Source organism: Pantoea sp. BR_17 (assembly GCF_041955125.1).
Taxonomy (GTDB): domain Bacteria; phylum Pseudomonadota; class Gammaproteobacteria; order Enterobacterales; family Enterobacteriaceae; genus Pantoea; species Pantoea stewartii.
Window position 1 is genome coordinate 405,321 of record NZ_JAVAXT010000001.1, and the last position, 25,813, is coordinate 431,133.

Annotated in this window: 25 protein-coding genes and 3 pseudogenes; 10 read left to right on the top strand and 18 right to left on the bottom strand. The window is 52.4% G+C overall.

Annotation, left to right across the window (positions count from 1 at the left end; genetic code table 11):
• Positions 1 to 103: 103 nt before the first annotated feature.
• The gene (locus RAC60_RS01820; RefSeq protein ID WP_324028434.1) at positions 104 to 1,717 is read right to left on the bottom strand and encodes an alkaline phosphatase; all 1,614 of its coding nucleotides are present in this window, start codon (positions 1,715 to 1,717) and stop codon (positions 104 to 106) included.
• Between the two features lie 583 nt (positions 1,718 to 2,300).
• On the opposite strand from RAC60_RS01820, the gene RAC60_RS01825 reads away from it, so the two are divergent.
• Positions 2,301 to 2,612 (top strand): DUF1471 domain-containing protein, encoded by a 312-nt coding sequence (locus tag RAC60_RS01825; RefSeq protein WP_033741649.1) that lies wholly within the window; start codon positions 2,301 to 2,303, stop codon positions 2,610 to 2,612.
• Positions 2,613 to 2,896: 284 nt separating this feature from the next.
• On the top strand, positions 2,897 to 3,997 hold the full coding sequence (locus RAC60_RS01830) for an NADH:flavin oxidoreductase/NADH oxidase (RefSeq protein ID WP_054633768.1): 1,101 nt from the start codon (positions 2,897 to 2,899) through the stop codon (positions 3,995 to 3,997).
• A 27-nt stretch (positions 3,998 to 4,024) separates the two neighbouring features.
• Here the strand turns inward: RAC60_RS01830 and RAC60_RS01835 are convergent, their stop codons facing one another.
• Positions 4,025 to 4,660 carry an aspartate/glutamate racemase family protein gene (locus tag RAC60_RS01835; RefSeq protein ID WP_324028435.1) on the bottom strand — a complete coding sequence of 212 codons (636 nt, stop codon included), beginning with the start codon at positions 4,658 to 4,660 and terminating at the stop codon, positions 4,025 to 4,027.
• Positions 4,661 to 4,792: 132 nt separating this feature from the next.
• Positions 4,793 to 5,183: pseudogene (locus RAC60_RS01840) on the bottom strand (VOC family protein).
• 70 nt (positions 5,184 to 5,253) lie between these two features.
• Here RAC60_RS01840 and RAC60_RS01845 point away from each other — a divergent pair.
• Positions 5,254 to 5,808, top strand: a complete 555-nt coding sequence (locus tag RAC60_RS01845) for a GNAT family N-acetyltransferase (RefSeq protein ID WP_277282175.1) — start codon at positions 5,254 to 5,256, stop codon at positions 5,806 to 5,808.
• 271 nt (positions 5,809 to 6,079) lie between these two features.
• Here the strand turns inward: RAC60_RS01845 and RAC60_RS01850 are convergent, their stop codons facing one another.
• Positions 6,080 to 6,733 (bottom strand): cysteine hydrolase family protein, encoded by a 654-nt coding sequence (locus tag RAC60_RS01850; protein ID WP_375092483.1) that lies wholly within the window; start codon positions 6,731 to 6,733, stop codon positions 6,080 to 6,082.
• 134 nt (positions 6,734 to 6,867) lie between these two features.
• On the opposite strand from RAC60_RS01850, the gene RAC60_RS01855 reads away from it, so the two are divergent.
• Together RAC60_RS01855 and RAC60_RS01860 are read left to right on the top strand one after the other, a co-directional pair.
• A complete protein-coding gene (locus RAC60_RS01855; protein WP_375092484.1) occupies positions 6,868 to 7,590 on the top strand; it encodes a GlxA family transcriptional regulator in 723 nt (240 codons plus the stop codon).
• A 9-nt stretch (positions 7,591 to 7,599) separates the two neighbouring features.
• Complete coding sequence (locus RAC60_RS01860) at positions 7,600 to 7,839, top strand: helix-turn-helix domain-containing protein (RefSeq protein ID WP_375092485.1); 240 nt, start codon at positions 7,600 to 7,602, stop codon at positions 7,837 to 7,839.
• A 120-nt stretch (positions 7,840 to 7,959) separates the two neighbouring features.
• On the opposite strand, the gene RAC60_RS01865 is transcribed toward RAC60_RS01860, so the two are convergent.
• The 3 genes from RAC60_RS01865 to RAC60_RS01875 are packed head-to-tail and all read right to left on the bottom strand — an operon-like array spanning position 7,960 to position 10,224.
• A complete protein-coding gene (locus RAC60_RS01865) occupies positions 7,960 to 9,063 on the bottom strand; it encodes a M20 peptidase aminoacylase family protein (RefSeq protein WP_324028438.1) in 1,104 nt (367 codons plus the stop codon).
• Positions 9,064 to 9,080: 17 nt separating this feature from the next.
• Positions 9,081 to 9,548, bottom strand: a complete 468-nt coding sequence (locus tag RAC60_RS01870; RefSeq protein ID WP_033741638.1) for a YjiG family protein — start codon at positions 9,546 to 9,548, stop codon at positions 9,081 to 9,083.
• Positions 9,541 to 10,224: a nucleoside recognition domain-containing protein gene (locus tag RAC60_RS01875; RefSeq protein ID WP_324028439.1), complete on the bottom strand. Its 684-nt coding sequence runs from the start codon at positions 10,222 to 10,224 to the stop codon at positions 9,541 to 9,543. The genes RAC60_RS01870 and RAC60_RS01875 overlap by 8 nt, the downstream gene beginning before the upstream one ends.
• Positions 10,225 to 10,599: 375 nt before the next feature.
• Here RAC60_RS01875 and RAC60_RS01880 point away from each other — a divergent pair, with 375 nt between their 5' ends.
• Entirely contained in the window at positions 10,600 to 11,496 is an 897-nt protein-coding gene (locus RAC60_RS01880; RefSeq protein WP_033742190.1) for a LysR family transcriptional regulator, read from the top strand.
• A 207-nt stretch (positions 11,497 to 11,703) separates the two neighbouring features.
• Here the strand turns inward: RAC60_RS01880 and RAC60_RS01885 are convergent, their stop codons facing one another.
• From RAC60_RS01885 to RAC60_RS01910, 6 genes and pseudogenes are all read right to left on the bottom strand, one after another.
• A complete protein-coding gene (locus tag RAC60_RS01885) occupies positions 11,704 to 12,594 on the bottom strand; it encodes a sugar phosphate isomerase/epimerase family protein (protein WP_039340362.1) in 891 nt (296 codons plus the stop codon).
• Between the two features lie 115 nt (positions 12,595 to 12,709).
• Positions 12,710 to 13,878, bottom strand: a pseudogene (locus tag RAC60_RS01890) (Gfo/Idh/MocA family protein).
• An 11-nt stretch (positions 13,879 to 13,889) separates the two neighbouring features.
• Positions 13,890 to 14,813, bottom strand: coding sequence for a sugar phosphate isomerase/epimerase (locus RAC60_RS01895; RefSeq protein WP_262959066.1), 924 nt, complete (start codon positions 14,811 to 14,813; stop codon positions 13,890 to 13,892).
• Positions 14,814 to 15,025: 212 nt separating this feature from the next.
• Positions 15,026 to 16,048, bottom strand: coding sequence for a LacI family DNA-binding transcriptional regulator (locus RAC60_RS01900; RefSeq protein WP_262959065.1), 1,023 nt, complete (start codon positions 16,046 to 16,048; stop codon positions 15,026 to 15,028).
• Between the two features lie 304 nt (positions 16,049 to 16,352).
• Positions 16,353 to 16,808 carry a hypothetical protein gene (locus RAC60_RS01905; protein WP_039340368.1) on the bottom strand — a complete coding sequence of 152 codons (456 nt, stop codon included), beginning with the start codon at positions 16,806 to 16,808 and terminating at the stop codon, positions 16,353 to 16,355.
• Positions 16,809 to 17,441: 633 nt separating this feature from the next.
• Positions 17,442 to 18,353 carry a LysR family transcriptional regulator gene (locus tag RAC60_RS01910; RefSeq protein ID WP_375092486.1) on the bottom strand — a complete coding sequence of 304 codons (912 nt, stop codon included), beginning with the start codon at positions 18,351 to 18,353 and terminating at the stop codon, positions 17,442 to 17,444.
• A gap of 116 nt (positions 18,354 to 18,469) precedes the next feature.
• Between RAC60_RS01910 and RAC60_RS01915 the strand changes: the two genes are divergently transcribed.
• Together RAC60_RS01915 and RAC60_RS01920 are read left to right on the top strand one after the other, a co-directional pair.
• Positions 18,470 to 19,351 (top strand): MBL fold metallo-hydrolase, encoded by an 882-nt coding sequence (locus RAC60_RS01915; protein ID WP_375092487.1) that lies wholly within the window; start codon positions 18,470 to 18,472, stop codon positions 19,349 to 19,351.
• Between the two features lie 12 nt (positions 19,352 to 19,363).
• Positions 19,364 to 20,341 carry an alpha/beta hydrolase gene (locus tag RAC60_RS01920; RefSeq protein ID WP_054633782.1) on the top strand — a complete coding sequence of 326 codons (978 nt, stop codon included), beginning with the start codon at positions 19,364 to 19,366 and terminating at the stop codon, positions 20,339 to 20,341.
• A 167-nt stretch (positions 20,342 to 20,508) separates the two neighbouring features.
• Here RAC60_RS01920 and RAC60_RS01925 read toward each other — a convergent pair whose 3' ends face one another.
• A complete protein-coding gene (locus tag RAC60_RS01925) occupies positions 20,509 to 21,042 on the bottom strand; it encodes a GNAT family N-acetyltransferase (RefSeq protein ID WP_054633783.1) in 534 nt (177 codons plus the stop codon).
• Positions 21,043 to 21,333: 291 nt separating this feature from the next.
• Positions 21,334 to 21,714 (bottom strand): winged helix-turn-helix transcriptional regulator, encoded by a 381-nt coding sequence (locus RAC60_RS01930; RefSeq protein ID WP_375092488.1) that lies wholly within the window; start codon positions 21,712 to 21,714, stop codon positions 21,334 to 21,336.
• A gap of 99 nt (positions 21,715 to 21,813) precedes the next feature.
• On the opposite strand from RAC60_RS01930, the gene RAC60_RS01935 reads away from it, so the two are divergent.
• Entirely contained in the window at positions 21,814 to 22,545 is a 732-nt protein-coding gene (locus tag RAC60_RS01935) for an SDR family NAD(P)-dependent oxidoreductase (protein ID WP_375092489.1), read from the top strand.
• Between the two features lie 334 nt (positions 22,546 to 22,879).
• Here the strand turns inward: RAC60_RS01935 and RAC60_RS01940 are convergent, their stop codons facing one another.
• From RAC60_RS01940 to RAC60_RS01950, 3 genes and pseudogenes are all read right to left on the bottom strand, one after another.
• Positions 22,880 to 23,563, bottom strand: coding sequence for an O-methyltransferase (locus RAC60_RS01940; protein ID WP_375092490.1), 684 nt, complete (start codon positions 23,561 to 23,563; stop codon positions 22,880 to 22,882).
• A gap of 25 nt (positions 23,564 to 23,588) precedes the next feature.
• Positions 23,589 to 24,329: pseudogene (locus tag RAC60_RS01945) on the bottom strand (SDR family oxidoreductase).
• A 180-nt stretch (positions 24,330 to 24,509) separates the two neighbouring features.
• Positions 24,510 to 24,896, bottom strand: a complete 387-nt coding sequence (locus tag RAC60_RS01950) for a hypothetical protein (protein WP_033741484.1) — start codon at positions 24,894 to 24,896, stop codon at positions 24,510 to 24,512.
• Positions 24,897 to 24,995: 99 nt separating this feature from the next.
• On the opposite strand from RAC60_RS01950, the gene RAC60_RS01955 reads away from it, so the two are divergent.
• A complete protein-coding gene (locus RAC60_RS01955) occupies positions 24,996 to 25,766 on the top strand; it encodes a helix-turn-helix domain-containing protein (protein ID WP_072193598.1) in 771 nt (256 codons plus the stop codon).
• The last annotated feature ends 47 nt before the right edge of the window (positions 25,767 to 25,813 follow it).

The window sequence follows — 25,813 nt, forward strand, 5'->3', positions numbered from 1 at the left end:
TTCTGGCATAAAACCGCGCTGCCGATCAGCACAGGCCGACCGGCAACGGGCAAGAGGTTAAAACCACGGGACAGAAAATCCCGCTCATGGTGACAACGTCACATCATGATTTACTTACTTGGTCAGGCGTCACTTTTTCGACCGCCCTGCCTTCAAGCACCGCCTTCACAACGGTAAAAACGTCGGTGTTATCAATATAGTCGCCCTGGTTGTAGCCTACATGCTTAGCATAGCCCGCATCGATGCCACGCACGCGCTCCGCAAAGGCATCGGCCCCAACGCCTTTTGCCCACAGCGGCACAAGCGCGTTGGAATGGTTGCCGGTTGGACGGAATGAGATGCCGGGCATCATGCCTTTCCCTTTATTAATGACGGCCTGGAAAGGGATGTTCTGCGCATCGGGTCCCATTGGCATGCCGTTGTCGTGATCGGTCGTCACGATCAATAGCGTCTCGTTCCAGTTACTGTTTTTCTCTACCCATTCAATCACGGAGGCCACAGCGTTGTTGAAGTCTGCACTTTCTTCAATCAGGCGACCATATTCCACGCCGACGCAGTTAGGGTTGTAGGAATTCCCCCAGTCGCCTTTTTCGCTACAGGCATTGCTGGTATGCGCGGACCAGTCAGTCGCACCGCCTTCGACCATCATAAAAAAGCCGTCGGGGTTTTTACTCAGGTGCTGAATGGCTCCCCGGGTCATCGTATTCAGGGTCGGTACCGTGGCAATAAACGCATCCCCGGACGGATTCGCCGCATCTTTACCAACAATGGCGGCCTGACGGCCCTGCTGCAACGTGCCGTTGGGGGCAACGTTCGGCGATCCCAGTAACGGGCCGCTATGAACCAGCGCGCCACTGGCGAGGCGGGCAAACGCCTCAGTACTGCGCACCACTTTCCACGGCTGACCACCCGCAGGGGCCAGCTTGCCAGCATTGAGCAATGACCAGTCAGCTTCAGACAGGTAACGGTGCGCATCTTCTCCGCACCCCACGGTGGTTTCGTTTGAAGCCAGATGCTGACAGTCGGTGCCGTTGGCGTTAAAGCCCGGCAAACCGGTTCCCATAATCAGATCCAGTTTCCCTGACGTCAGCATTTGTTTCGCAATCGCGTGATAATCGTTACGCGACGCGTTTTGTGCGCCAAAGGCGGCGGGCGTGGCGTGAGAGAATGGCACGCTGGTGACGACGCCTGTCGCTTTGCCCATGGCTTTCGCCGTTAGTGTGACAAAATCAACCGGTTGTCCGTTGTTATCGACGTTGATGGCATTGTTATAGGTTTTAATTCCTGACGCCAGCGCTGTGCCGGCGGCGGCGCTGTCCGTTGGATTCACCGCCAGATAGTCGTAACCCCTGAACGGCAGATCCTTGTTATCTGTTCGGGTTGTATCCCAGGCTTTCTGCGGATCGTAATTAACCAGAGAGGCATTATTGTGCGTGGCTTTTTTTGAGGCATTCAGGGGATAGGTTGTCATGGCATATTTTGCCGGAAACGCGGCATACGGCGTACTTTCACGGCTGCCATACTGCCAGTAGGCTGTTGCATCCCAGGTGCCCCAGCCTGCCCCGTCATTAATCATGATAATCACATTTTTGGCTTTCACTTCTGCCGCCAGCACGGCGGAGCTGGCGGTCATACCGCCCATTGCCAGCATAAGCAGACTGAGTTTACACAGAGAAAACGCGGCAGCGGTACGGTAAAGACGTGGTTTGCGTGACATAAAACTCTCCCTATTATTGCGGCAAGCCCCTGACAGACAAGCCAGGTTTCAACCCATGTCAAACAATGTCTGTTTGTAACATTGATGGCTGCGCAGTATTACGACGACGTGTGACAGTTTTATGAAGAAAATCCCCCTCTGTTTCCCCCCTGTCTGGCCATCGCTTGCGGCGTAACGGATAAAAAGCTTTTATATCAATGCATTGAGGCATCACTTTAAAAAACCTGCTGCAGAAAGCGTGCTGTGTAAAGCTCTGTAAGTGAGCACACGGATGACCCAACGTTAATGCCAGGGCGTGCCGATTTTGTTTGTTAATTTGATGTTGGGATTTTGTGTCTTAATTTCACAACCTGTAAGCAGACACAAAAATCCTGCCAAATTTCAGCTCAAGTGTGGCGGAAGCTTTCATAAGCCTCTGATTAGCAAGAAAAGCCAAATTCATTTACTTGAAAAGGTATTTGATAACTTCTGCCGACAGTATTTAACACGGCAATAAAACGTAAGCACATAGCAAACCCGTAACGATCACTGTCGCGTCGTTTGCCCGTGATAGCGATACATTCCGATATTCAGGAGCATTAAAATGAAAGCACTTGTTCAGGATCTTTTGTCTATCTTCTCTCCTCAGACAGTCAGCCCTGTGTTTATCCGTAGCGGCTTATCTCAGGAAGAAAAAAATGCCATCACCCCGATGGGCGTAACGACGGTGACCTGGGCGACCTCAATGCAGGAAGTGACTGATGCGCTGCTGCGCAAAGCCACCGAGGCCGGTGCTGTGGGTTACCACATTACCCAGGTTGATTCTCACAAACCCGGTAATGACCAGCAGCATATTCTGGAAGCGACCGCGACCCTGTATGCGCTGGATGAGAAGGCATTGCAGAGAGCACACTAGTGACATCTCCATCTTCGCAACGCGTTTTTAGCCCTTCCGAACCCTGCTGATTATCCGGATGATAACAGCAGGGTTTTTTGATCCTTTTCCTGCTGCCAACGCCGGCATAGTCTGCATTTTTAAACATTTCTCCGGTGTCTCATCGTGCGGTGTAAATCAGAAACTTAACTGTATGATGTAACTAATATCAGTTAAGGGATAAATTGTTTTGCCGCCTGTCGCCCCTGTTTTGCATTCAGCCACTATAGTTTTTCAACGTATTGATTCTCAGACATGAGGTTTTTATGAGCACGCTGTTTTCCACTTTTTCACTCGGTGAATTAACGCTCGATAACAGAATTGTTATTGCGCCAATGTGTCAGTATTCCGCTGAAGAGGGTTGCGCAACCGCCTGGCATCGTATCCATCTGGGGCAGCTCGCCTTTTCAGGGGCTGGACTGTTAATCATTGAAGCGACCGCGGTAGAAGATATTGGTCGTATCACCTACGGCGACCTGGGGTTATGGAATGATGACACCGAAGCCGCACTGGCGGCGGTATTAGCTGACATCCGTCGCTATTCCGATATGCCGATTGGTATTCAGTTGGGTCATGCCGGGCGCAAAGCATCCTGCGACGTGCCGTGGGAAGGCGGCGAACACATCTCGCCTCAGAACGGTGGCTGGCAAACCGTGGCCCCTTCCGCCCTGCCGTTCAGTGAAGGCGATCATCCGCCCAGCGCAATGGACGCCAGCGCGCTGGCGCGTGTCAAAGAGGCGTTTGTCGCTACGGCAAAACGGGCCGTTCGTCTTGGCCTTGAACTCATTGAGGTGCATGCCGCGCACGGCTATCTGCTGCACCAGTTTCTGTCGCCGCTTTCCAATACCCGCGATGATGAATACGGCGGCTCACTGGAAAACCGAATGCGTTATCCGCTTGAGGTCTTTAAAGCAGTACGTGAGGCCGTCCCGGCCGCCATTCCGGTGGGCGTGCGTATTTCTGCCAGCGACTGGGTTGAGGGCGGCTGGGATGTAAGCCAGTCCATTGCCTTTTCGCAACAGCTGGAAGCGCTGAACTGCGCCTATATCCACGTTTCCAGTGGGGGCCTGTCAGAACAGCAGCAGATCAGCGTCGGCCCGAACTATCAGGTCCCTTTCGCGCGGGATATTCGTCAGCAAATCGGTATCCCGGTGATTGCGGTAGGTTTAATTACCGAGCCGCAGCAAGCCGAAGATATTTTGCAGCAGGGGGAAGCGGATCTGGTCGCGCTGGCACGCGGTATGCTCTATAACCCACGCTGGCCATGGCACGCCGCTGCCGCATTCGATGCAACGGTGAAAGCGCCGCCGCAGTATCTGCGCTCTGAACCTCACGGCGCAAAAGGAACACTGACGCCGGACGAGTAAACCGTTATGGCCGCACGGCGTGCGGCCTTACTGATAGTGTTGAAGACAGCGCTGTAGCGCCAGATGCGGGCCGGTCAGGGGCTGACGTGTTGATGCGAAATGCGCCGCCGCCGGTGCCATTGACGTCTGCGCCAGCACAACCTGCTCCGCGCCCTGCTGCCAGGCCGCTTCAACCGCTTCTGTTACACAGGCAAGATAGCCGGTCTGATCCCCCGCTTTAAACTTCTGCCACGCCCCCGGAATCAGAACGACCTCTGCCCGCCCGTTGGCACCGTGAAACAGTGCCCGCGTGGCGCCCAGCGTGGATTCAGCCGCACAAAGCACGACCGTTTGCCTGGGATTTTCGCGGACCGCCTCTGCCAGCATGCTGTCTGTGCGCCAGACCACGCACGGCGAAGATGCGTTTGTAAAGCTTTCAGCCACCGGTCCGAGCGTGGAACAGGTCATCAGAATGGCGTCAAAATGGGGTTGCAGACTCGCCAGCAACGCGCCGATCCGTGCATGAAGTTCCGGCGTCAGTCCGCCACTGGCTTCGGCCTCCGCCAGCAGCTGCGGCATCACCAGATGACTCAGTTGCAGATCTCCCGACGGCAACTGGCTCGCTGCATCGTCAAAGATGCAAATATTGCTGGCCGCAGTATGTAAACAGGCAATGGCGATCATGTGTGGGCTCGGCGTAAAAACAGGTTTTCATCATGCCATGGGCGACGCCAGATTCAAACGTCTCCTCTGTAAGAGAGAGCCGCACGCCAACCCACCAGCCCGTGTGGTAGCGCCTGCTTATTACTTATGCCGTCAGGCCTGCCATGCGGCATGCTGGATAACGATCCGATAGCCATCCCTGTCGAAAGGTTGCGCCGTTTTTTGCCCAGTACGGGTTAAAAGACGTCACTTCAGTAAACCCGGCACGCGTCATTGCCTGACAACGTTGCTGCCAGCACGCCGCGTCCGGCAGATACAGCACCAGCAGATCGTCAACCGTTGTCGCGGGCTGGACAGGATGGTGCTGACAAGACGTAAACTCCAGATGCCAGGGCAAGGTCTTATCGCCCAGCATAATGCCGCTGAATCCGTCATGGTCCCTGAATTCCCCCAGTTTATGCAACCCAAGGCCTGTGCAGTACAGGTCTGCGCTCGCGGTCAGGTTACTGACCGGGCGCGCAATGCGCAGTTGTTGTATCACCATTGCTTCTCCTGATTCTGTAAAAAGGCTATTAATAGTGAGCGTGGATAACGACATAACAGTGAGGTTTATAATGTTTCTGCAGTCAGCACGTTTGTTGCTCAGAGCTATGCGCCCTTCCGACGACAAGGATCTGTTCCGTATTTATGGCGATCCTGCGACCAACACGTTTAACCCGGCGGGCCCGTATCCGAGCCTGGCGTTCGCGCAGCAGAAGCTGGCCGAGAGGCTGGCCGCTTTTGAACGGTACGGGTTTGAAAGCTGGGCGATATCGACGCGAGATGCGCCCGATACGCTGATTGGCTTTGGTGGGTTGAGCGTACGTAAGTTTGCCGGTGAGTTGACCAATAATCTCGGCTATCGCTTTGATACCCAGGCATGGGGTAAAGGTTATGCTACTGAGCTGTCACGTTTTGCCCTGGATTACGGCTTCAACGAGCTGGGGCTGGCGTCCGTGGCCGCCTCGGTACGACGTCATCATCAGGCGTCAATTCACGTGCTGGAGAAAAGCGGGTTGCGCTACATCAAAGAGATTTATGACGTCGAAAATGCCCCGCCAAGCCTGTGTTATGCGATCACGCGTGAGCAGTGGCAGGCCGCACAAACCACTGCGGAATCTAAATGTTAGCAGGGTGAGCTGCTAATTAAACTGTGCGCAGACGAATGAGAACGCACCAGGATGTGTACTTATCGTAACGGTGATCGCCAGAGGATTTGTCAAGACGACTTGCTGAAAGGCGCCCCGCGATGATTGTCGATTCACACGCAGAACCCGTGTAAATGGGATTCTGCATGAGGGTGCATTTGCTGGTTTCTGCTTTTTTATTGGACGGGCCGCCTGAGGTGGTGTCCCTGACACTAACAGTCGAAGGCATTTATCACTGTCACCGGTATTGCTTTCAGACCACATTTCCGTCCAGGCATGGCGCTGCCCGGGCGCGCTGGTTGGAGCGCAGAATGCTATCGCGCACCGGTACGGTGCCGCTCTCAATGCAGGCTGTCCACTGCTGAGTAGTCAGCACAGCCGCAAAGTTTGACTGCAGCACCACACAGCATACCCGATGAATCTCTTCTGCACTCACGCGCCCTGCCTGATTTTGGTAAGGAACTGAACCTGAAGCATCACTGAGGTATTCCACAGCAATGCCGTTATGCCACGCATGATTAATGGTAGAAAGATTGCAGTTGTGAGTCATATAGCCCACTACCGTCAGCGTGTTAATGGCGTGATCGGCTAACCAGTGCGCCAGTCCCGTTTCGGTAAAAGCGCTGGCCCGATTTTTACTCAAAAGAAGCGCTCGGGGACGTGAAGCGACAACGGGATGCAACTGCCAGCCATCGCTGTTAATCGCAAAAAGCGGTGATTCTGCGGGCGCAGTATGCTGTACCACGATTACCGGTATGTTTGTCGCACTCGCCCTGTCCATGGCAATCGCGATGTTTTCCAGTGAATGTTGCGGATGTGGATATTCAATCGGCAACGCGCCGCTGAAATATTCATTCTGTACATCAATGACAATAAGCGCGCGTTGAGGTAAAGCGGAAACGGTCATAGCCAAATTCCTCTGATTAGTGGCTCTACAGAGCGTAAAGCCGTAGACACCATCTTCACCCGACGATAATCTCAGCAACAGCGTCCCGAAAGACAACGCACGAAAGTATTGGGCCATCGTTACGGAGAATGATCATGTCGTGCAAAAATATCGCCGTACTGGCTTTTCATGACATCAGTCCTTTTCATCTTTCAGTGCCTTGTCTGGTTTTTGAAAACCGTACCGAACATGGCCTGCCCGCTTTTAACCTGCGGGTTTGCGCAGCCGAGACCGCCAGCGGTGATTTAATTCGTACCTGTGCGGGTTTTATGCTGAAAAGTGAGTTGACGCTCGAAGATGCAACAGACGCGGATGTCTTAATTGTTCCCTCCTGGCGTAGCCCACAGGAGCGTCCGTCGGACGCTATGCTGCATGCGATACGAATGGCAAGACAGCGCGGTGCTACGGTCGTGGGGTTGTGCCTGGGTGCGTTTGTGTTAGCAGAGGCTGGCGTACTGGACGGATACAAAGCGACTACACACTGGAGCGCAGCACCGTATTTCGCGCAGCATTTTCCCAAAATCAAGCTGATGCCAGATGTGTTGTATCAGGATGCGGATGACGGCAGGCTGGTTACCTCTGCCGGGACAGCCGCCGGTCTTGATTGCTGCCTGCACCTGGTTCGTCGCTGGCACGGCGCCGATATCGCCAATAAGATTGCGCGCCGGTTGGTCACGGCCCCGCATCGCCAGGGAGGACAGGCCCAGTTCATTGAACAGCCTCTCCATAGCCAGCCGGGAGGCGATCGTCTGTCAGACCTGCTGAACTGGATGGTGGCCAATCTTGCAGAGCAGCACTCTCTGGATTCACTGGCGTAGCGGGTTGCAATGAGCCGACGTAATTTCACCCGCCGTTTTCGCGACCTGACAGGTATGACGGTCAGTCAGTGGTTACAGGGACAAAGGCTGGCCTATGCGCAACGCTTACTCGAAAGCACACCCCATTCTGTAGAATATGTGGCGCAGTTATCAGGCTTCGGCAGCGCCGTATCACTACGCCAATATTTTAATAAAGCGTTTAATACCTCACCCTCCGCATGGCGGGCACTGTTTGCTCATGTAGGGTAAACGATATTTATCCTTCACTTTTGCTGAGGTGGCACTGTGAGACAGCCTCGTCGGCTCTCTTATCTGTCGCTAATGTCCGGCGGGCATGGCACATCCCTGCGCCACGGGCATCCGTGATAATCAGCCAAGCACATCCTGCACGCAGGCTTTAAACACTTTCACCCCAAGCGCCAGCGCGTCACGGTCAAAATGCATCTCCGGATGATGCAGACCGGGCGTCAGGTTAGCCCCCAGTCCCCAGAAGCCGCCTTTGATCTGTGGACGAAGACGCAGATAGTGAAAGAAGTCTTCACTGCCGGGTGTCGACTTCGGCGCAGTGAGGCCGGTTTCGCCAAATACGCTGCGAATACCGCGTGCGATCACGTCTGTGGCCTCGTCATGGATAATGGCGGCGGGCATCTCTTTCAGAATGCGGATCTCTGCGTGTGCGCCATAGGCGGCGGCGCTGCTCTCAATCGCGCGTACCACCTGTGGTTTGAGGGTAGCCATCGCTTCGTTCTCTGCCGCACGCAGATCCCAGCACACCTGCGCTTTATCAGGGATCGAGTTAGTCACGCCCGCATCACAGAGAAACCGTGTCGCTTTTGCGCTCCATGTCAGCGACGGAGCAAGATGAATGCCGTTCACCGCCTGCACCGCGTGCGCAGCGGCATCCAGTGCATTGACGCCCAAATGTGGCCGCGCGGCGTGCGCCGCTTTGCCGTGGAACATCACTTCCACGGTAGCGGACGCTGAGTAGTACATCGCCGGCACGGCCTGGCCCATCGGGCACTCCTCCAGCGGGCGCAGGTGGAAGCCGAGCAACATGTCGACATCATCAAGCACGCCGCCTTCGGTCAGGGCAATCGCCCCGGTGCCCAGCTCTTCCGCAGGCTGGAAGATGAATTTTAACCGACCCTTTTTCACCAATCCTTCAGCTATCACCTCCTGGGCGGTGGTCAGTACGACGGTGGAGTGGCCATCGTGCCCACAGGTGTGACGCGCCACATGTTGGCCGTCAATGATATGCCCCAGCGCATCCATATCGGCGCGCAGCGCTAACGTCGGGCCAGGCTTACCGCTGTCCAGAACGGCGACAATACCGGTGGTGTTATTTACCTGGCGAGTGACACGGTAGCCCGCCGCCTCCAGTACGCCCGCGATATAGGCGGAGGTTTTAAACTCTTCGAACCCCAGTTCCGGGATTTGGTGCAGGTAATTAAAGTGCTCAAGTGTACGCGACACGTCTTACTCCTTAGTGCTCAGGCAATAACGCGCATAATCAGCATGGCGATTACGGCATTGAGAATGCTGACCGCCATCAGTAACGGCCAGTACTTCTTCGGCACATCGGCCACGCCCAGCAGGCGCCCCATGTACTGGAGTTGCGAGCCCATCAAAAAGATGGCGGGCGCGAGAATGGTAATCTGGGCCATATCAAGCTGGCCTTTACTCAGCAGGCTGACGGCAACGCCGGTGCCCGCAGAGGAAGAGAGCCAGGCGGTTAACAGTACGGTGATCGCCTCGCCCGGCAGGCCAAAAAGCCCCATCAGCGGGGCGCAAATGTGCCCAATAATCTGCATCACGCCCAGCAAATTGAGCATTTCTGCGATGACATAGGCCATTAATACATTTGGCATCAGATTATTAATGGCGATATTAAACCCTTTGCGCGCACCAATAACGAAAATATCAAACGGATTACCGGAGACTTTTGCCTGATTATTCATTGTCGAAATCTCGCTTATAAACAGTATTTAATGCCAGGCGAACCACGGCGGCACCGACGAATTTAAGGACAAACATTAAAATCAGCGGAATAATAATGGGGAGCGTTAATGAAGCGAACATCGCCGAGCCGATAGAGAAATAGTTATTAATCAACCCGGCACCCGAGTATTGCCACGAGCCCATAATCACCACATCTTTACGGGTGATTTTTTTGCTGTCATAGAGCTCTTTGGTTAATGCCGCGCCGGCATCGGTGCTTTGCAGATCGGTAATCAACGCAAGACCGGTATAACCCGGAATCCCGAGCAGTGGTTTTAACAGCGGAGTAAGTAATTTATGTGCCGCGCGGATCGCGCCATAATGAGTGAAGATTTCCAGCAGGCCGAGTGCCAGCATTACCGTGGGCACCAGCGAGAGTGCAAAGAGAAAGCCGGCTTTGGCGCTCAGGCCGCCGCTACCGATAAAGGTATTGGTTTCCGGCGTTTTCATGGTGCCGAACGCGCCACCTAACGTGGTAAAATCGAATGCACCCAGCCAGGCCATACCGTCAACATTAAAAAAGAAGCCGGAAAAGACCAGCAGCACAATGATCAGTGAAATCCACGCGCCCGGCCCCACTTTCCACTCCTCTGTCGCTTCTTTATCTGGCTGCTTCAGTGTTTTTGATTCGCTCATATCATCTCTCTTTACATCTGTAATGGAAAAGTCCTGATACTAAGCAGGATCCATGCCTGAATAGCCCAGCCGTGAAATAAACCTCTTTTATTAAGATTTTTAGTGCAGTAAAAACCCTTCCCAAAAAAACATGAGAACGTCATATCCCTTTTCGGAGAAGTGTATTTTTCTCTGCCTGCCTAAAGGCGCAGGCAAATAACTTCTCACCGTTTTTGGGCGCACTTTTGGTGCAGTACGATGTTGTTCGCTTTTTTCTTTTCTGACGGGCGAAAATTAACGGTTAATTTGATTATCACTATTTAAAGAGCTTGATAAATAGCCGTGGAGTGATGTTATTGTTGCCTTAAGGTCAACAGTAACGGGGAAATGTGGCAGATGTTCCAGGATAAACAGGTGGGCTATCTGTATGAAGTCGGTAACCAGGGCGGCATTCGCCGCGCGGCAGATATCCTCGGGGTTAATGCGTCGGTCGTCAGCCGTCAAATCGCACAACTTGAGCGTGCGCTACAGCTTCCCTTGCTGGAACGGCGTGGGCGTAACGTGGTGTTGACCGAAGCGGGACGCCTGCTGGCAGAGGACTATTTTGTCAGCCGTATGCGTCGCGAAAAGCTGGAGAGCCAGCTTAAAGATCTGCGCCATATGCGCGGCGGAACGCTTTCGGTGCGCATTGGCGGCGGACTGATCACGGCGTTTATCGAAGGGGTTATGCGCGAATTTGCCCAGTCTTACCCGCAGGTGTTTGTCGATATTGTGGTCGGCAGCATGCAGGAGATGATGAACGATATCGTCAGCGGCGAAGCGGATATGGCGCTGGCGTTTGGTCCGATTGGCACACCGGAACTGAAGCGGCACAGTTTTAAGTGGGGGCCGATCTGTGCCGTCGTCGCGCCGCAGCATCCTGTCGCCAGTCTTGCCAGCATCACCATTGAAGCGTTGACTGCTCACCCGCTTATCGCCCTCACAGAGAACTTCGGCCTGCAGCGGCATATGAACGCGATGTTCAAAAGCCAGGGCCTGCAGTTTCATCCGGCTTACCGGTGTAACCTCTTCTCGACCGCCATGAACCTCAGTCAGGCCGGGCTCGGCGTCTCATTTATGACGGCCCACGCCGCCGCCGACCCGATTCGCCAGGGCACACTTGTCGCCGTGCCAATCGATCATCCGATTGCCAGTAGCGCTCAGTGTCACCTGTTACGGAACTCCGACAGGCGCTTTACCCCGGCAGCCCATCATATGTGGCGACTTCTGCATAATGCGTTTCGCGACAGATAAAGGCAGAGACAGCCGTAAGGACTGGATGTCATGCCAAATGCAGAAACAAATGGACAGCGAAGATGGCTGAAGCCAGCGGTGAGCAAGGAGAAGCGATAAACCGTTGAGTCAGACAGTCAGTACTGAGGCAGTAACAGTCAGAGAGGTATCGTTTAAAAGCCCGGCGTGAAGGCGGAAATACCTTCCCCATGTTGCCGGGCAGATGACTCAGCGAGACGGCGTGAGCAATTCCCGTTCTATCCGCTCGCGGGTCTCAACGGCCTGATATTTCATTTTTTCCGGGTAACCGAACAGCGAAGCGGCCACGATAGGTTCGCCACCCACTTTGAACGTCTGCTCTGCAAACTTCATTTCCCGCAGGGTGCGGAACAGCGTCTCAAAATCCACCTCGCCTTCTCCGATGCCAACATGCTGATGAATGGTCGCATCGACACCGGGTGGATTGACAATGTAGCGGCAATGTTTGGTGTGATTCATCGTATCGGCAATGAGAACATGAGAGAGATCGTGCCCCGCATGACGAAGCATCCTCTCTACGTCCCCTTTTCCTTTATCGTAAAAAAAGGTATGCGGGACGCTGTAAACGTATTTAACGTTATCACTCCTGAATGACCTGACCATATTGACGGTTTCGTCGCTTTCTTCGCAGAAGTCCCATGGATGCGCCTGTATTTCTACACGGATGCCTTCACGTTCGAACAGCGGAAGCAGTGTTTCCATCGAGCGGTAAAACATCTCATCGCAGATTTCAGGTTGATTAGGATCGCCCGCCAGTTCGGTATTAATAACCTGAACCCCCATTTCGACCGCGATTTCAACGAGGCGTGTCCAGTTTTTTACCGCCGCCTGTCGGCGCAGTTCATCCGGGCCAGACCATCGGTAAACACAAATGAAAGAGGAAATTTCAACGCCCGTTTCGCGCAGGGCCTTTTTATACTCCGCAATGATTTCGCGGCTTGCGCGGGGATGCTTATAGAACGGATTAATTTCCGGATGCGGAGACTGCTCGATGTACTTGTAGCCCCATTCCGACACCTGACGGACCATTTTGGTGATACCCAGATCTTTGATTACATCTACGTCGAATGCAATTTTCATTTATGCCACCTTTACGTTATCTCATGCTACCTGAGTCGGGTTTCAGGCAGAGAAAGTCACTTCATCGCAAATCTCATCCCCAACAGACTGATGCGCTCATCCACTACAGTCGATATCAGCATTCCACCCACGTCGAGCCGGATTCGGCTGAACGGACACAGTTTTCCACCCATTTGACGCCCGCCAGCCCCGCATGCACATCGGGATACCAGAAATCCTTAAGGAAGGCGTCGTCACCCCGATCGGTGGCATCCATAGCCAGCGCGAAACGTCTGTAGAGGTTTGACCAGGCCTCGAAAAGACCTTCCGGATGTCCCCCTCCGATACGGTCATCTGCACGCGCGGCCGGGTGAAGATAGTCCATGCCCCTTTCCAGGATGCGTACCGGCTCGCCCTGAATTTCAAACCGGAGCTGGTTCGGCTGTTCATCCCACCACTCGATACTGGCTTTAGCGCCGACGATGCGCACTTTTTGCCCATGCATGGAGCCGCAGTTAACGGCGGAGGCCCACAGACTGCCGACTGCGCCATTCTCATATTCCATCAGGACAAACGCGTTATCTTCGAGGGGAGCACGGCTTTTAACAAAGCTCTGCCGCGAGCACAGCAGTCGCCTGATTTTTAAGGCGGGAGCCATAGTTTCAGCGATGCACAACGGATGGGTTGCCAGGTCCCCCAGCACGTAACTGGGTCCGACAAAGCGCGGGTTAACGCGCCAGCTGGTGCTGGCGTTATTTTGTTCAACGGATTCGTTGTGAAAACCATGTGCAAACTGCATGTTAACAATGCGGATGTCGCCAAGAAGCCCCTCCGCAATCATTTCTCTGGCCTGGAGAATGAGCTGATGACCGGTATAACCATATGTCACGCCGATGATCTTGTTTTTCTCCCGGCTCAGTTTCGCCAGATGCTCAGCCTCTTCGACCGTAAAGCACAGCGGCTTCTCACATATCACATGAAGTCCCGCTTCAAGCGCGGCGCAGCAGACAGCAAAATGCGTGTTGTTTGGTGTGGCGATGGAGACGGCCTGAATACCGTCCTCGCGTTGTCCTTCTGTAGCAAACAGAGTTTCGTAGTCGGCATAGCACCGGTCTGGTGAAAGCCCAGTGCTTCACCAAAGGCGCGCCCACGTGCGGCATCAATATCGAACGCGCCGGCGACTAACGTAAAGGTATGATCACGGAGTGCCGATGAGCGGTGAATGTAGCCAATCTGACTGGTCCCGCCACCGCCGACCATGCCCCACCGAAGTGATTTTTCGAGCGGTTTAATGCCGTTAATCATGATTATTCTCCTCAGAAACCGACGGAATGCAGATAATGCAGACTGGCCGTAACATCACGCAGGCTTGTATCCGCATCACGCGGATCTCTTTCCTGTTCAATGGTTATCCAGCCCTTGTAACGACGCTGGCGCAGAAATGCATGAACGTCCGGATAGTGGATGGCACCGCTGCCAAGAGGACACATGACGCCCTGGGCGCAGGCGGTGAAAAAATCCAGCCCTTCTTTAACTGCCTGGCGCCAGACAGCCTCGTTAACATCCTTGAAGTGCAGGTAATCGATTCTGTCCCAGTAACGTTCCAGCGCAGCCACCGGCGCCATGCCAGCGTAATACAGATGGCCGGTATCCAGGCAAAGCCCGGCTACGGTATGGGGAATATCGTGGACCAGCTTTTCCAGTTCATCGGCAAACTCAATGCAGCCACCAGCATGGGGATGAATGACCGGCCTGACACCGTACACTTTCCAGGCAATCTCACTCAGAATGGTGATATGTCTTATCATCGTCTGCCAGTCACTGGGATTGAGCCGCGGGGCCTTTTCTGACTGACCGGCTGTGGCGGCACGTTCAGGATCACCAAAGTCGATGATGACAAGATAAGGTGGCGATGTCCCCTCATTGACAGCGTCAGCCTGCCGGGTAACGGCGCTCAGGTTGTGGCAGATCTTATGGGTCAGATCGATCATTGCCGGGAAGTTTTCTTCACTGACTAAATCGTCGAAAAGGGTGCCGGCAATAACAGACAGCTGATGTTCCTCAAGTGCAGACGTCAGGGCTTCGGGCTCAACAGGCAAGTATCCCCATGGTCCCAGCTCCAGGCTTTTGTATCCCGCGAGCGCGGCCTCTTTTAGCACGCTCTGCCAGGGGGGAAGAAACGGGTTTTTCGGGTCGTCCACTCCCCAGCTACAGGGTGCAGTCGCGATGGAAATGGTCATGGTTTTTCTCCGGATGCGGCAACACAGGTAAGCACTGACATGCAGGCGACAAATGCCTGACTCAGTGCGCGCAGTATTGCGCCGGTTTTTTGATACCAGCAACCCTCCGTCGTGGATTATTTGATAGAGATCATGATTTTTTTAACTCATATTTTTGATAGATTTACATCAAATTCAGACAGCGCAACCCTCTGCGTGATACGTCGTGAGAGTCAGATATTTTCCCGGGTAACCAGATCGAAGGGAACGGTAACAGAGAGAGGATTGCGGTCGGTTTCCTGATATCTGCGGATAAAAACAGAGACGATCGTCTCAGCCACAACATCGATACGGTGGCGCATCATCACATCAACATGCCCCGCGATAAGCGCCATTTCATCGCCGATGAACGGGCCATGGCAGAGAATTTTTATATCATGTCGCGCGCTTTCACAGACCGCCTTGATTACGCCCTCTATGCCACCGCACGGCGCATAAATCATGGTCACACTGGGATGGTTTTTGAGCAGTTGGCTGGCAGCCAGATAGCCCCCACTGATGCTTTCCCTCGTCTGTAACGGCTCAAGCACCACCGCATCTTGTCTGTTCTCGCGCAGGTACGAACGGAAGCTTATTTCACAGCTTTCCTGGCAGTTGAAACGGTGATCGCCGAGCAGCACACCAATAACACTGTCTTTTTCCATCATGCGCTCAGCAAACCATCCCGCTGTGCGCCCTGCTTTCAGATTATCGAGACCGATATAGCCCGCCTGACCACAGGGAGAAAGATCGGAAAACAAAGTGAAAATTTGCACGCCTGAAGCGGATAGTTGCTTAATGGTGTGCCGTATAAGAGGATGATCGAGCGCAACTACTCCAATGATATCGACGCGTTTTGCCAAGGCTTCAAGAGACGACACGACTTTCTCCACATCATGTATATCAGCCCACACAAACGCCGGCTCTGTCGCCAGTTTTCCGTCTGCATACCGGCGGATTTCCTCTGACAGCACCTGGTAAAACGAATAATCACTGGGCAGCAGAATAAACCCGGTGCGCACCGCGCTTTTAACCGCCGTGGCTTCTGGCGTCATCACCTTACGCAGATCTTCCCGGTAACCGAGCGCTTCCGCTGCGCGCAGAACACGGTCCCGGGTTTCCTGCTTCACTGACGCTCTGTTATTTAGAACACGATCAACGGTAGCCACCCCGACACCCGCCGCTCTGGCAACCGCTGACATGGATATTTTTTTCATTACACAGCCCGAGATGATAGATTTCTATCATCTTAAACACAAAAAGTGTGCAGCAGCAAAATACTTCTGCTGCTTTACGGCGTTTTTTACAGGATGACGCATTGGCAGAAAGTGACCGCCGCATGACAGCAGGCAATGAAAAAGTGGATGTAGGTTATTCAGCAGAATGCGTGATTAACATTCCAGTCCGTGCGGTTTCATACACCAGTCCCGGCAGGCAGCATTACCCCAGAAAAACACCCTAAGTTTTCCCCTGTGTATTAGTGGCGGTCCTGTGTTTTAGCCGGGAAATGTGTGAAAAGTTTCAAACACCACAAAGCTCGTGAGCACGTAATTTCCATTCCTCAACCTGAGTGGGGTGGTCAAAAGAGTAATAGACGTTAGCGTTCTCAGGCAGGATATTATGCAGTGCCTGCATGCAGTTGGCCTCACAGGGTCGCAATTCAATATAGGCAGCCGTGATGGGTATGACATCATCGCTGGAAAAGCGCTCAATGCGTTCTATCGCAGCAACGAGTGCAGCCATTTCGCCATGCAGCCTTACCCAGTTATTAGTATAGATTCCTGGTGGCACGCTTACCTGCATCCGACTGTTTCCGAACGCATAACGAATATTACCCCGTAGCCGGTACTCGACTACTGCACAGCAGGACTCAGGACCGAAACCAGGCTGTTTCACTAAATTCTTTTTGTTCTCCAGCGTGCGCCTGACAATCGGATAACCGGATCTAAGGGTGTATTCAGTTTTTATCAGTTGCATCAGCGCTTCCTTTACTTGACCATTGTTAATCAATGATATGGGGTTCCGGCGCAAAACTCCATAAGAACAGGACTCTCAGGGGCTGGAAAATTAAGGTCTGCTTAATCATAACCAGAGGGACTGAGTGATGACAGCCGAGCCCTGCTTTTGCCTTACGGCTTCACCAGCTAGCCGCTGCTCTGCATCTGGTTCATATCTGTGGTTCAGATTCAGCCAGTTCTTTATCGTTCGGCTCTGTAAGTATTACGTCTGTAAGGGAAAACCTAATGATGATTTACCATTATGATCAGGAAAATCCATGGCTGTGTCTGAAGAGGTATGTTTCGGCCTGAAATCCTGCACAGGCCAGTCCGGTTAAATCGTAAGGTCCGGTTTGCGCTGTGAGTTCAACGGGTCGATGAAACGCGCTCCTTTATCAGGGGGGCGTTGTGTAAACATCCGCCTTATAACTGATCGCGCTAAATACCAGGTTCATGAACGACGTAGGGCACAAGGTAAAACTGTTCTATTGCTTTATAAGTCATGCCTGATCTTTGCATCACTCGCTGAGAGGAAGCATTTTCAGGAGCGGCAACAGTCACTAAACACGTTACCTCAGCAGCAAAACACTACCAGTCAGCGTCAACCATTGCCTCAGGAGCGTCCTGTCATACCTGTTTCTGAAAACTGTTCCCTGACCCAGTCCGCAAATAATCGTATACGGGGAGCCAGTTGGCGGTTCTCCGGCCAGGCAATATGAACCGGGAGTTCATCAACCAGCCAATCATCAAACAGCCTGATAAGGTCCCCCTTTCTCAGCGCGTCTGCCACAAGAAAATCATAAGTCGTTACGATACCCAGGCCCGCGCGCGCCGCACTGAATGCGGCGTAAGCGTCGTTGACGGATATCTGAAACGGACCGCTAAGCGGAAACGATTCGCTGGCTTTCATCAGTTGATGCTCAAAACGTCTGCCGCTCTGTGGGGAACGCACCTGAATATGATGAAAGTGCACTAACTGCGTGGGATGGGAGGGTTTACCCTGTCTTTTAAGGTATGCGGGCGCGGCGCATACCACCATGGGCAGTGCTCCCAGAGAGCGGGCAACAAGCGAGTCATCGTGAAGTCGTCCTATGCGTATCACGCAGTCAAACTGATTTTCAATGAGATCGCTGGTTCGGTTGCCCACGCTTGTGATGATCTGTAAATCCGGATAGCGGTCCATGAAATCCCCCAACCTCGGAATAATCAGGCAGTATGCCAGCGCGCCCGGCATGTCTACCCTGAGCTGGCCACGCCACGTTCCAGCCGCTCCCGAAACGCTGCTGTCCAGTTTTTCCGCCTGGATAAGTAATGCCTGCGCGCCCTTGTGGTAAACCTCACCCTGTTCCGTGAGGCTTAGCCGTCGTGAAGAACGATGTAAGAGTTTTACACCCAGCTCATTTTCGAGGGCCTGAATCTGCCGTGTCACCGTTGACTTGGGTAACCCGAGACTTTCCGCAGCACGGGTGAAGGCTCCGGTTTCAACGACCTGTAGAAAGCTGCGTATCGCAGAAAATTTATCCATGCCCCACCTTATTGTTGCTGTATCTGCAATGTAAGTTTGCCTGGCGCCCGATTGTTCATTACGCCCACAACCCTGAATATAAGGCCATCCAGTCCATTCCCCCAACGGAAAAGCACATGAGCAAGCTGTTAAGCTGGCACGTCGCCGGCGCAAAAATCACAAAGATTCCAGAGCAACAGAGCAACGGCATTCCCGTGTTGTCTCTGTTTCCACAGTGGGATCGTCAGTCAGCCTTGCGTTTTGCTGAACACATTCAACGTCATGATCTGGATTTTACAGACGAGACCGTGTCGCTCAGCACACACAGCTGGCTGATTGAAAAAGACGGTAAGGTCATCATCCTCGACACCGCATCGGGTAACGGCAAAAAACGCCCTGGCAATGCAAAGTTTCATGAAATGAACAGCCACTGGCTGCATGCGCTGCGAGCGGCAGGCGTTGAGCCTGAGCAGGTGGATGCGGTTGTTTTAACGCACCTTCATGTCGATCACGTCGGCTGGAATACTGTTTTGAAGAAAGGTCAGTGGCGCACCACTTTTCCGAACGCCCGCTATTACTTCTCCGCAGATGAATACCATTTTTATCAGAACCCACTTAATGTCATGCCGGAAAGCACAGGTGCAATGGATGACAGTGTGTATCCGGTCGTCGCTTCAGGGCAGGCCGTGTTTCTGGACAGCGCCGAGACAGAGGTCGTTGCCGGGCTGCAGATTCACAGAACACCGGGGCACAGCGTTGATCACCTGGCATTCAGTTTCTCAGACGGCGGTGAGACGGCCCTGTTCTGGGGTGACGTCGTGCACAGCCCGCTACAGATATTCCTCCCCGAGTGGAACAGCCGCTACTGCGAATTTCCCGATACGGCAAAAAAATCCCGGACAGTGATGATGAATTTTGCTGCTCAGACCCGAGCGCTGGTTTTTACCTCTCACTTTCCGGACAGCTCGGCTGGACGGGTTCTCAATACAAACGGCCAGTTAACCTGGCAGCACGCCTGACAGGAGAATATCATGACAAACACACCACCGCTGTTCAGCGAAGCTTTCGCCATCCCCTCCGATACCAGAGACATTTCATTGTGGCTGCGTCACAGGCGGCGCGCTGATACCACCGACTTTGATGCGGCACAGACGGTTCTGCTGATGCACGGTGCCACTTTCTCATCGGGAAGTCTGTTTGATACTCCGCTTGAGGGGGAATCTTTCCTTGATTACCTTGCCGCAGCCGGTCTGGATGTCTGGGCAGTGGATGTGCGTGGATACGGCCGCGCATCGAGACTACCTTCTTTCTCTTTGCCTGCGCGGGAAAATCCGCCGTCAGCGCGTGCTGAAACCGCAGTAAGGGACTTAGGAAGTGCGGTTGATTACGTTCTTGCACATCATGGACTGACGCAGTTGAACCTCATCGGGATGTCATGGGGAGGAACGGTGGCGTCGCTTTACACCACACGGAATACTGCTAACGTGCGGCGTCTGACGCTTATTGCGCCACAGTGGATTCAGGACGGTAAATACGCGCTCGATCCCGGCGGCGAAATGGGCGCATGGCGCGATATTGACATTGATGCAGTGGAATCACGCTGGCTTCAGGCCGCGCCAGACAATAAAAAGAACAGCCTTATTTGTCCCGGCGGATTTATGCAGTGGGCCCGGCAAACAGTGAATGAGGAACCCGATCCGGTTTTGAGAGCCCAGCGCAAAATCCGGGTTAGCACCGGTCCGATTCAGGATACACGGTGTTACTGGGCAAAAAATAAAGGCGTCTACGATCCCGCCGACATCCGCGTCCCCGTATTGCTCTTACATGGTGAATGGGATCGTGATGTACCTGTGAATGCAATCCAGGACTGGTTCCTGCGAGCGACAGGCACCCCCTGGAAGCGCTGGGCAGAAATTGGTGAAGCCACACACATGATGGTGCTGGAGAAAAACCGACATCAGGTGTTTGAGCTTACCCGCTATTTTATCAGTCAGGTTCTGGATATTTAATGAGGCCTGTATCACTCAAGCCTCATGTTCAGAAAAGTATCGTGCCAGACAACATCCGCTTCAGGCACAAAGCAACCTCTGAAACAGATTAAGGTCCGTCAGGTGCGAAAAGGGGAATTTCGCCCTGCCCGCTGTTGATACAAATAAAAAGCATTTCGGCTAACCTTTCAGCAAGCAGATATCAGAAGCTGACCGGCATTTTTCCAGCTGATTCTGAATACCGGGGCATGATCTGATGAAGGCATATCGGATAATGTTCTCTCCACAATGGTGCCCCCGAGGCGCTGATAAAAAGCTGTTGCCTGGGTGTTATCTTCAAACACCCACAAATAGAGCGGTGACTCATCATCCCTGCTCTTGACCCATTCGGCTGCGCGCCAGAGAAGTTGTTTTCCTACACCGTGACCACGTAGTGAAGAGCTTACATGCAGGCTGTCTATATAACAGCCCCACTGCGCGTCATAGTGGAGCTTAATACATATGAAGCCTTCAACCTTTCCATCGTATTCAGCTACAAACACTGTTTCGCTTTCATTGCTCTGATTCAGAGCTGAGCGCCAGTGTGAAAGACGATCTTCCTGCGCCTGATTTTCAAGGAAATCCGCAGACATCACTTTCGTGTAGGTATCTCTCCATCCGGCGGTGTGCAGATGTGCTATTGCGTCGGCATCACTGCGCTGAGCCTGTCTTAAGTGAATCACTGTTACCTCTCACAAACGCAATGGCGTTTCATGTTAGCAAAATCACATTCAGTCGAAAATCAGCTTACCCGGTTCAAACCATACATCACATCTTATGCAAGGATGAAAATGAATCTGGAAAACTCATGCTGACAGAGTGCTTACCTCATACGTAAATGTCCGCTTCTGATACAAAGCGGACATTCACATAAAGCATTTTCAGGAAACGTGGGGCTTCAGTAATCAACATGTTTTCGATGCTGGCCTGTAAAACTGAGCGCGCATCGCAACAGGATTCAACATTACGACTCTTCAGCAAATCTCTTCCGCCTGTCTGGTATCATACATCAACTGAGCCCGTTCCATTTCCGCTCCATGTTTTAGCGCCCATCCATACAGCGCACTGAATGGCTCCTGAAGCGTCTGTGCCAGCGGTGTAAGGCTGTACTGCACGCTCACTGGTGAAGTAGGCAGCACCTTTCGGAGCACCAATCCATTGCGCTCAAGCCGCTTCAGCGCATCAGACAATGCTTTGTGCGTAATACCCTCCAGCCGGCGACGGAGTTCGTTGAAGCGCACAGGTTCATTACAAAGCACAGTGAGAATTAAAATTGACCATTTATTGGTTATGTTCTCCAGAACCGGCCGCGTTTTCCCTATTTCTTTCAGGTCATTACAATCAGTTTGAGACATGGCGATATATTCCCCGATACCTGATATAAATAAAGTGCGTAATTGTTATTAAGTTTACAAATTATATCATCTGTTTTCCACCCTGACAGGAGAGAGCAGATGAGTAGATTAGAGAATAAAGTTGCCCTGATACTCGGCGGTGCAAAAGGCATTGGTCTGGCTATCAGCCAGCGATTTGCCAGTGAAGGTGCCACAACCTGGCTGACCTCACGCCGTAATGAGGAGTTAGAAGCAGCCAGTCAGACCATAAAGGGCACTGCCAGGCCAGTCCGTGCTGACGTCAGCCAGATAAGTGAACTGACGCGAATAGTCGATTTAATCAAGACAGAATCCCGCCAGATAGATGTGCTGGTCATCAACGCCGGCATGGCCGAATACGCGACGATTGATGACATCACGCCGACACATTTTGATGCTGTTTTTGGCCTGAATGTGCGCTCACCGCTTTTTGCTCTGCAGGCAGCCCTTCCTCTGATGAAGGAGGGAGCGAGCGTCGTTTTGATAGGTTCGGTTGCCGATGTGATTGGCACGCCGGGATATGGCGTATATGGTGCCAGTAAAGCGGCACTTCGTTCTTTTGCCCGCACATGGACACGTGAACTCTCCGCCCGTGGCATCCGCGTTAATGTTGTCGCCCCCGGCCCTGTCGATACGGAGATGATGCGTGCAGCCTCTGAAGAGCTACGAAATGAGATAATCAGCACCATTCCCTTATCAAGAATGGGCAAACCTGAAGAAATTGCCAGTGCCGTCCTGTTCCTTGCAAGTGATGAAAGCAGCTATATAGCCGGAGCAGAAATCTGTGTGGATGGTGGCATGACACAGGTATGAGGCATGGCGTTCAGTTTCACTAAGATCAGAGAAAAGCTGTACGAGAAACGAACCGGGCGACGACCCGGTTTTTCTTTAGCCAGAATGGCTGTGCTCAAATTCCCGTTTATTTGTATCGGTGTCCGGCAGGCGGTATGCTGCGGCTTATTGCGGCATTGGCGCGCTCGCCGTTAATGAATCCGACATCATTTCAGCAAGGCCCGCTTCTGGCACAAAGCGGACATGTGCAATAAACAATGTTCGCTTTGTGAGGAATTGAATGTTTTGTGTTTATCATTCAGAAATTGTGAATAAACACTGGAGATAAGTGCGTTTTCCTGAATGATAAATAGCATCATTGGGTTTTAACGATAGCTAGAACGAAACCATCCCATCCCTTTTCACCAACAGTCTGAACTGCCGTCGCTTCAAGGCGCTCATCCTCAGAAATCATTTTTACAAATTTTCGCAGGCCTGTAACGTTCGGATCTTCACTACCAGATTCGATGACATTGCCACCGCGCACGGTGTTATCTGCTACGATAACAGTGCCTGGTTTCGACAATCTGATAGCCCATTCAAGGTAGTGGGGGTTATTCACTTTATCGGCATCGATAAAAATCAGGTCAAAAGGCGCATCAAGCGTGGGTAAGACCTCAAGCGCAGCTCCCCTGTGCAACGTGACGCGCTCAGCCAGCCCCGCTTTATTGATGTTCTGACTGGCCACTTCTGCATGATGGTCGTTGAATTCAATTGTCGTTATGCTTCCATGGGGTGGAAGAGCTTTGGCCATCCATAGGGTGCTATACCCCCCAAGTGTGCCTATTTCAAGAACACGAACGGCACGTGACATTTGCATGAAAATAGCCAGCATTTTTCCCTGCAAAGATGATACGTCATGTGTCGGCAAACCTTGAGCTGAGTTATTAGCGAGAGCGTATTTTAAATCTGAATCTTCAGGGGCTAGCTTTTCAGAAAACCAGGCATCTACCTGAGCCCATTTATCGGAATCTTGTGAAGGATAATCCGGAATGCGCATATGAATTTACTCTCCTCAAAAAACTTCAGTAATGAACCAGCCCACCATCTACAGCATACTGGCTGCCGGTAACATAGGATGCGTCATCGGACAGCAGGAAAAGTGCAACTGCAGCGGCCTCTTCTGCTGTTCCGGCTCGGCCTAAAGGAACCTGGCTTACCACAAAATCTTCAAACTGCTGACGTGACTCTTCTGGCATAAAGTGCCTGAAGTTGGTTTCAATCGGACCCGGCACCAATGTGTTAGCGCGGATACCGCGTTCAGCCAGCGCTGATGCCCAGCTTTTGACCATAGCGATAATGGCACCTTTCGTCGCTGCATACAGACTTGTCATCGCCGCACCTTCATAGACAGAGGAGGAAGAAGTTACCAAAATGGACGCGCCTGAATTGAGCGATTCGGACAGGGCTGCCAGCTATAGCATTGGGCCTCGCACATTAACGTTCATCATACGATTAAAAGAATCTGCCGTTACAGATTCCGGGGAGCCTACTTCAGCATAACCGCCATTTAGCCATAATCCATCAAGTGAACCCCAGTCGTTAATAGCCTCACCAAGCTCATGTATATCAGCTTCGCTTGCAGCATCGCTTTTCAGAATAAGCGAAGCTGCAGGAAGCAGACTGCGTGCACGCTCCAGTCTTTCTTCATTAAGACCGGTTATGGCTACATGGCCACGTTCCGTGACAATACGCTGAGCGCCTGCCAGCCCCATGCCACTCGTGCCTCCAGTAATTAGTATCCGTTTACCCTTAAATCTGCCCAAGCTTACAGCCTTATTTGTCTCTGGAATCAGCATTTAACTTACGTAAAAAAATACTATTCATCATCTGTTTCATTATGCAACGATGACATTGTTGCCTGAAGGTCCGCTTCTGGCACAAAGCGGACGCTAAAATCTCTTCCTTTGTCCGCTATAAGCGAGAAGCGGACATTTAAACCCCTGTTACCTGGTGCTACCCAGGTCCCGGTCACTTTCCAGACCTTTAAGCATAAGTGTGGCTTCTTCAATACGAACAAATAGCCCTGAATCATCTGTTTCAGCAAACATATAAACTTCCATCTCAACCTCTTCCCCATTGCGCTTAGTACACAATACGCGATGTCTGGTAGCATAGAGATTGCCTTCACGAAGTTCGTCATGCACATCAATTTTGCCGAAAGAAATTATTTCGCGAAGTTTACGAGCATGATGAGCAAAGCTATCTAAACTTCCCCACTCATTATCAGTGCGCTGCCGATAACCGGGACTAAAGTGGCGATTAAGTATCTCTTCCAGGGGGATTTCCTGTTGGTTAATAATCTCATCCAATACGTTAGCAATAGAAATCATTTTCATGGTCAGTCCTCATCATAAGTTATCAGTACTCTACAATCGACCTGATGGCTTCGGTACGGTATAAAAGACAATAAATACCTCAAATAAGCCAATATGACCGACCCGTTAATTCCATTCTCCCGGGCTTTTTCTTCTGATGGACCCACTTTGATTGTCGCGGCCCGCCAGTCGGATGCAATAAGGGAAACACCACGTCACCATCACATTCGTGGACAGTTACTCGGCGCTGAGCATGGGCTGCTTACGATCGATGCGGAAGAGTGTCGCTGGGTCGTACCGGCAACGCATGCCGTGTGGATACCTCCAAATATTCCGCATGGTCTGCGCTCGCACGGCCCATATTCAGGATGGAGTGTTTATATATCTGCTGCGGCATGTGGCGCATTATCTGATAAGCCTGCTGTGCTCTCAGTTACAAATCTGCTACGCGAAGCGATAACACGAGCAGCCTCCTGGAAGGTTGCAGAGCTTAATGCGCCTCAAAAACGTTTATCTGACGTTATCCTTGATGAAATCGGTTCGCTTCCCAGCGTTAATCTTGGGTTGCCAATGCCGCAGGATATACGGCTCTTAAAAGTTGCTCAGGTGCTGTCTGAGAGTCCAGATGACGGTCGCACACTTGAAGAATGGGCATTCTGGGCGGGAGTATCGTCACGCACACTGACACGGCGTTTCAGATCCGAAACCGGTTTTAGCTTTAATGAATGGCGACAGCGCATACGGTTACTCAAAGCTCTTGAGCTTCTTGCCGCAGGCAAGCAAGTGACGACAGTTGCACTGGAACTTGGATATGACAATGTGAGTGCCTTTATCGCCATGTTTCGCAGGGTATTTGGCACCACTCCTGCACGATTCAGAATTTAAATATGCAGGCCCGCATTAAGCATCGGCTTCTGGCTCAAAGCAGACGG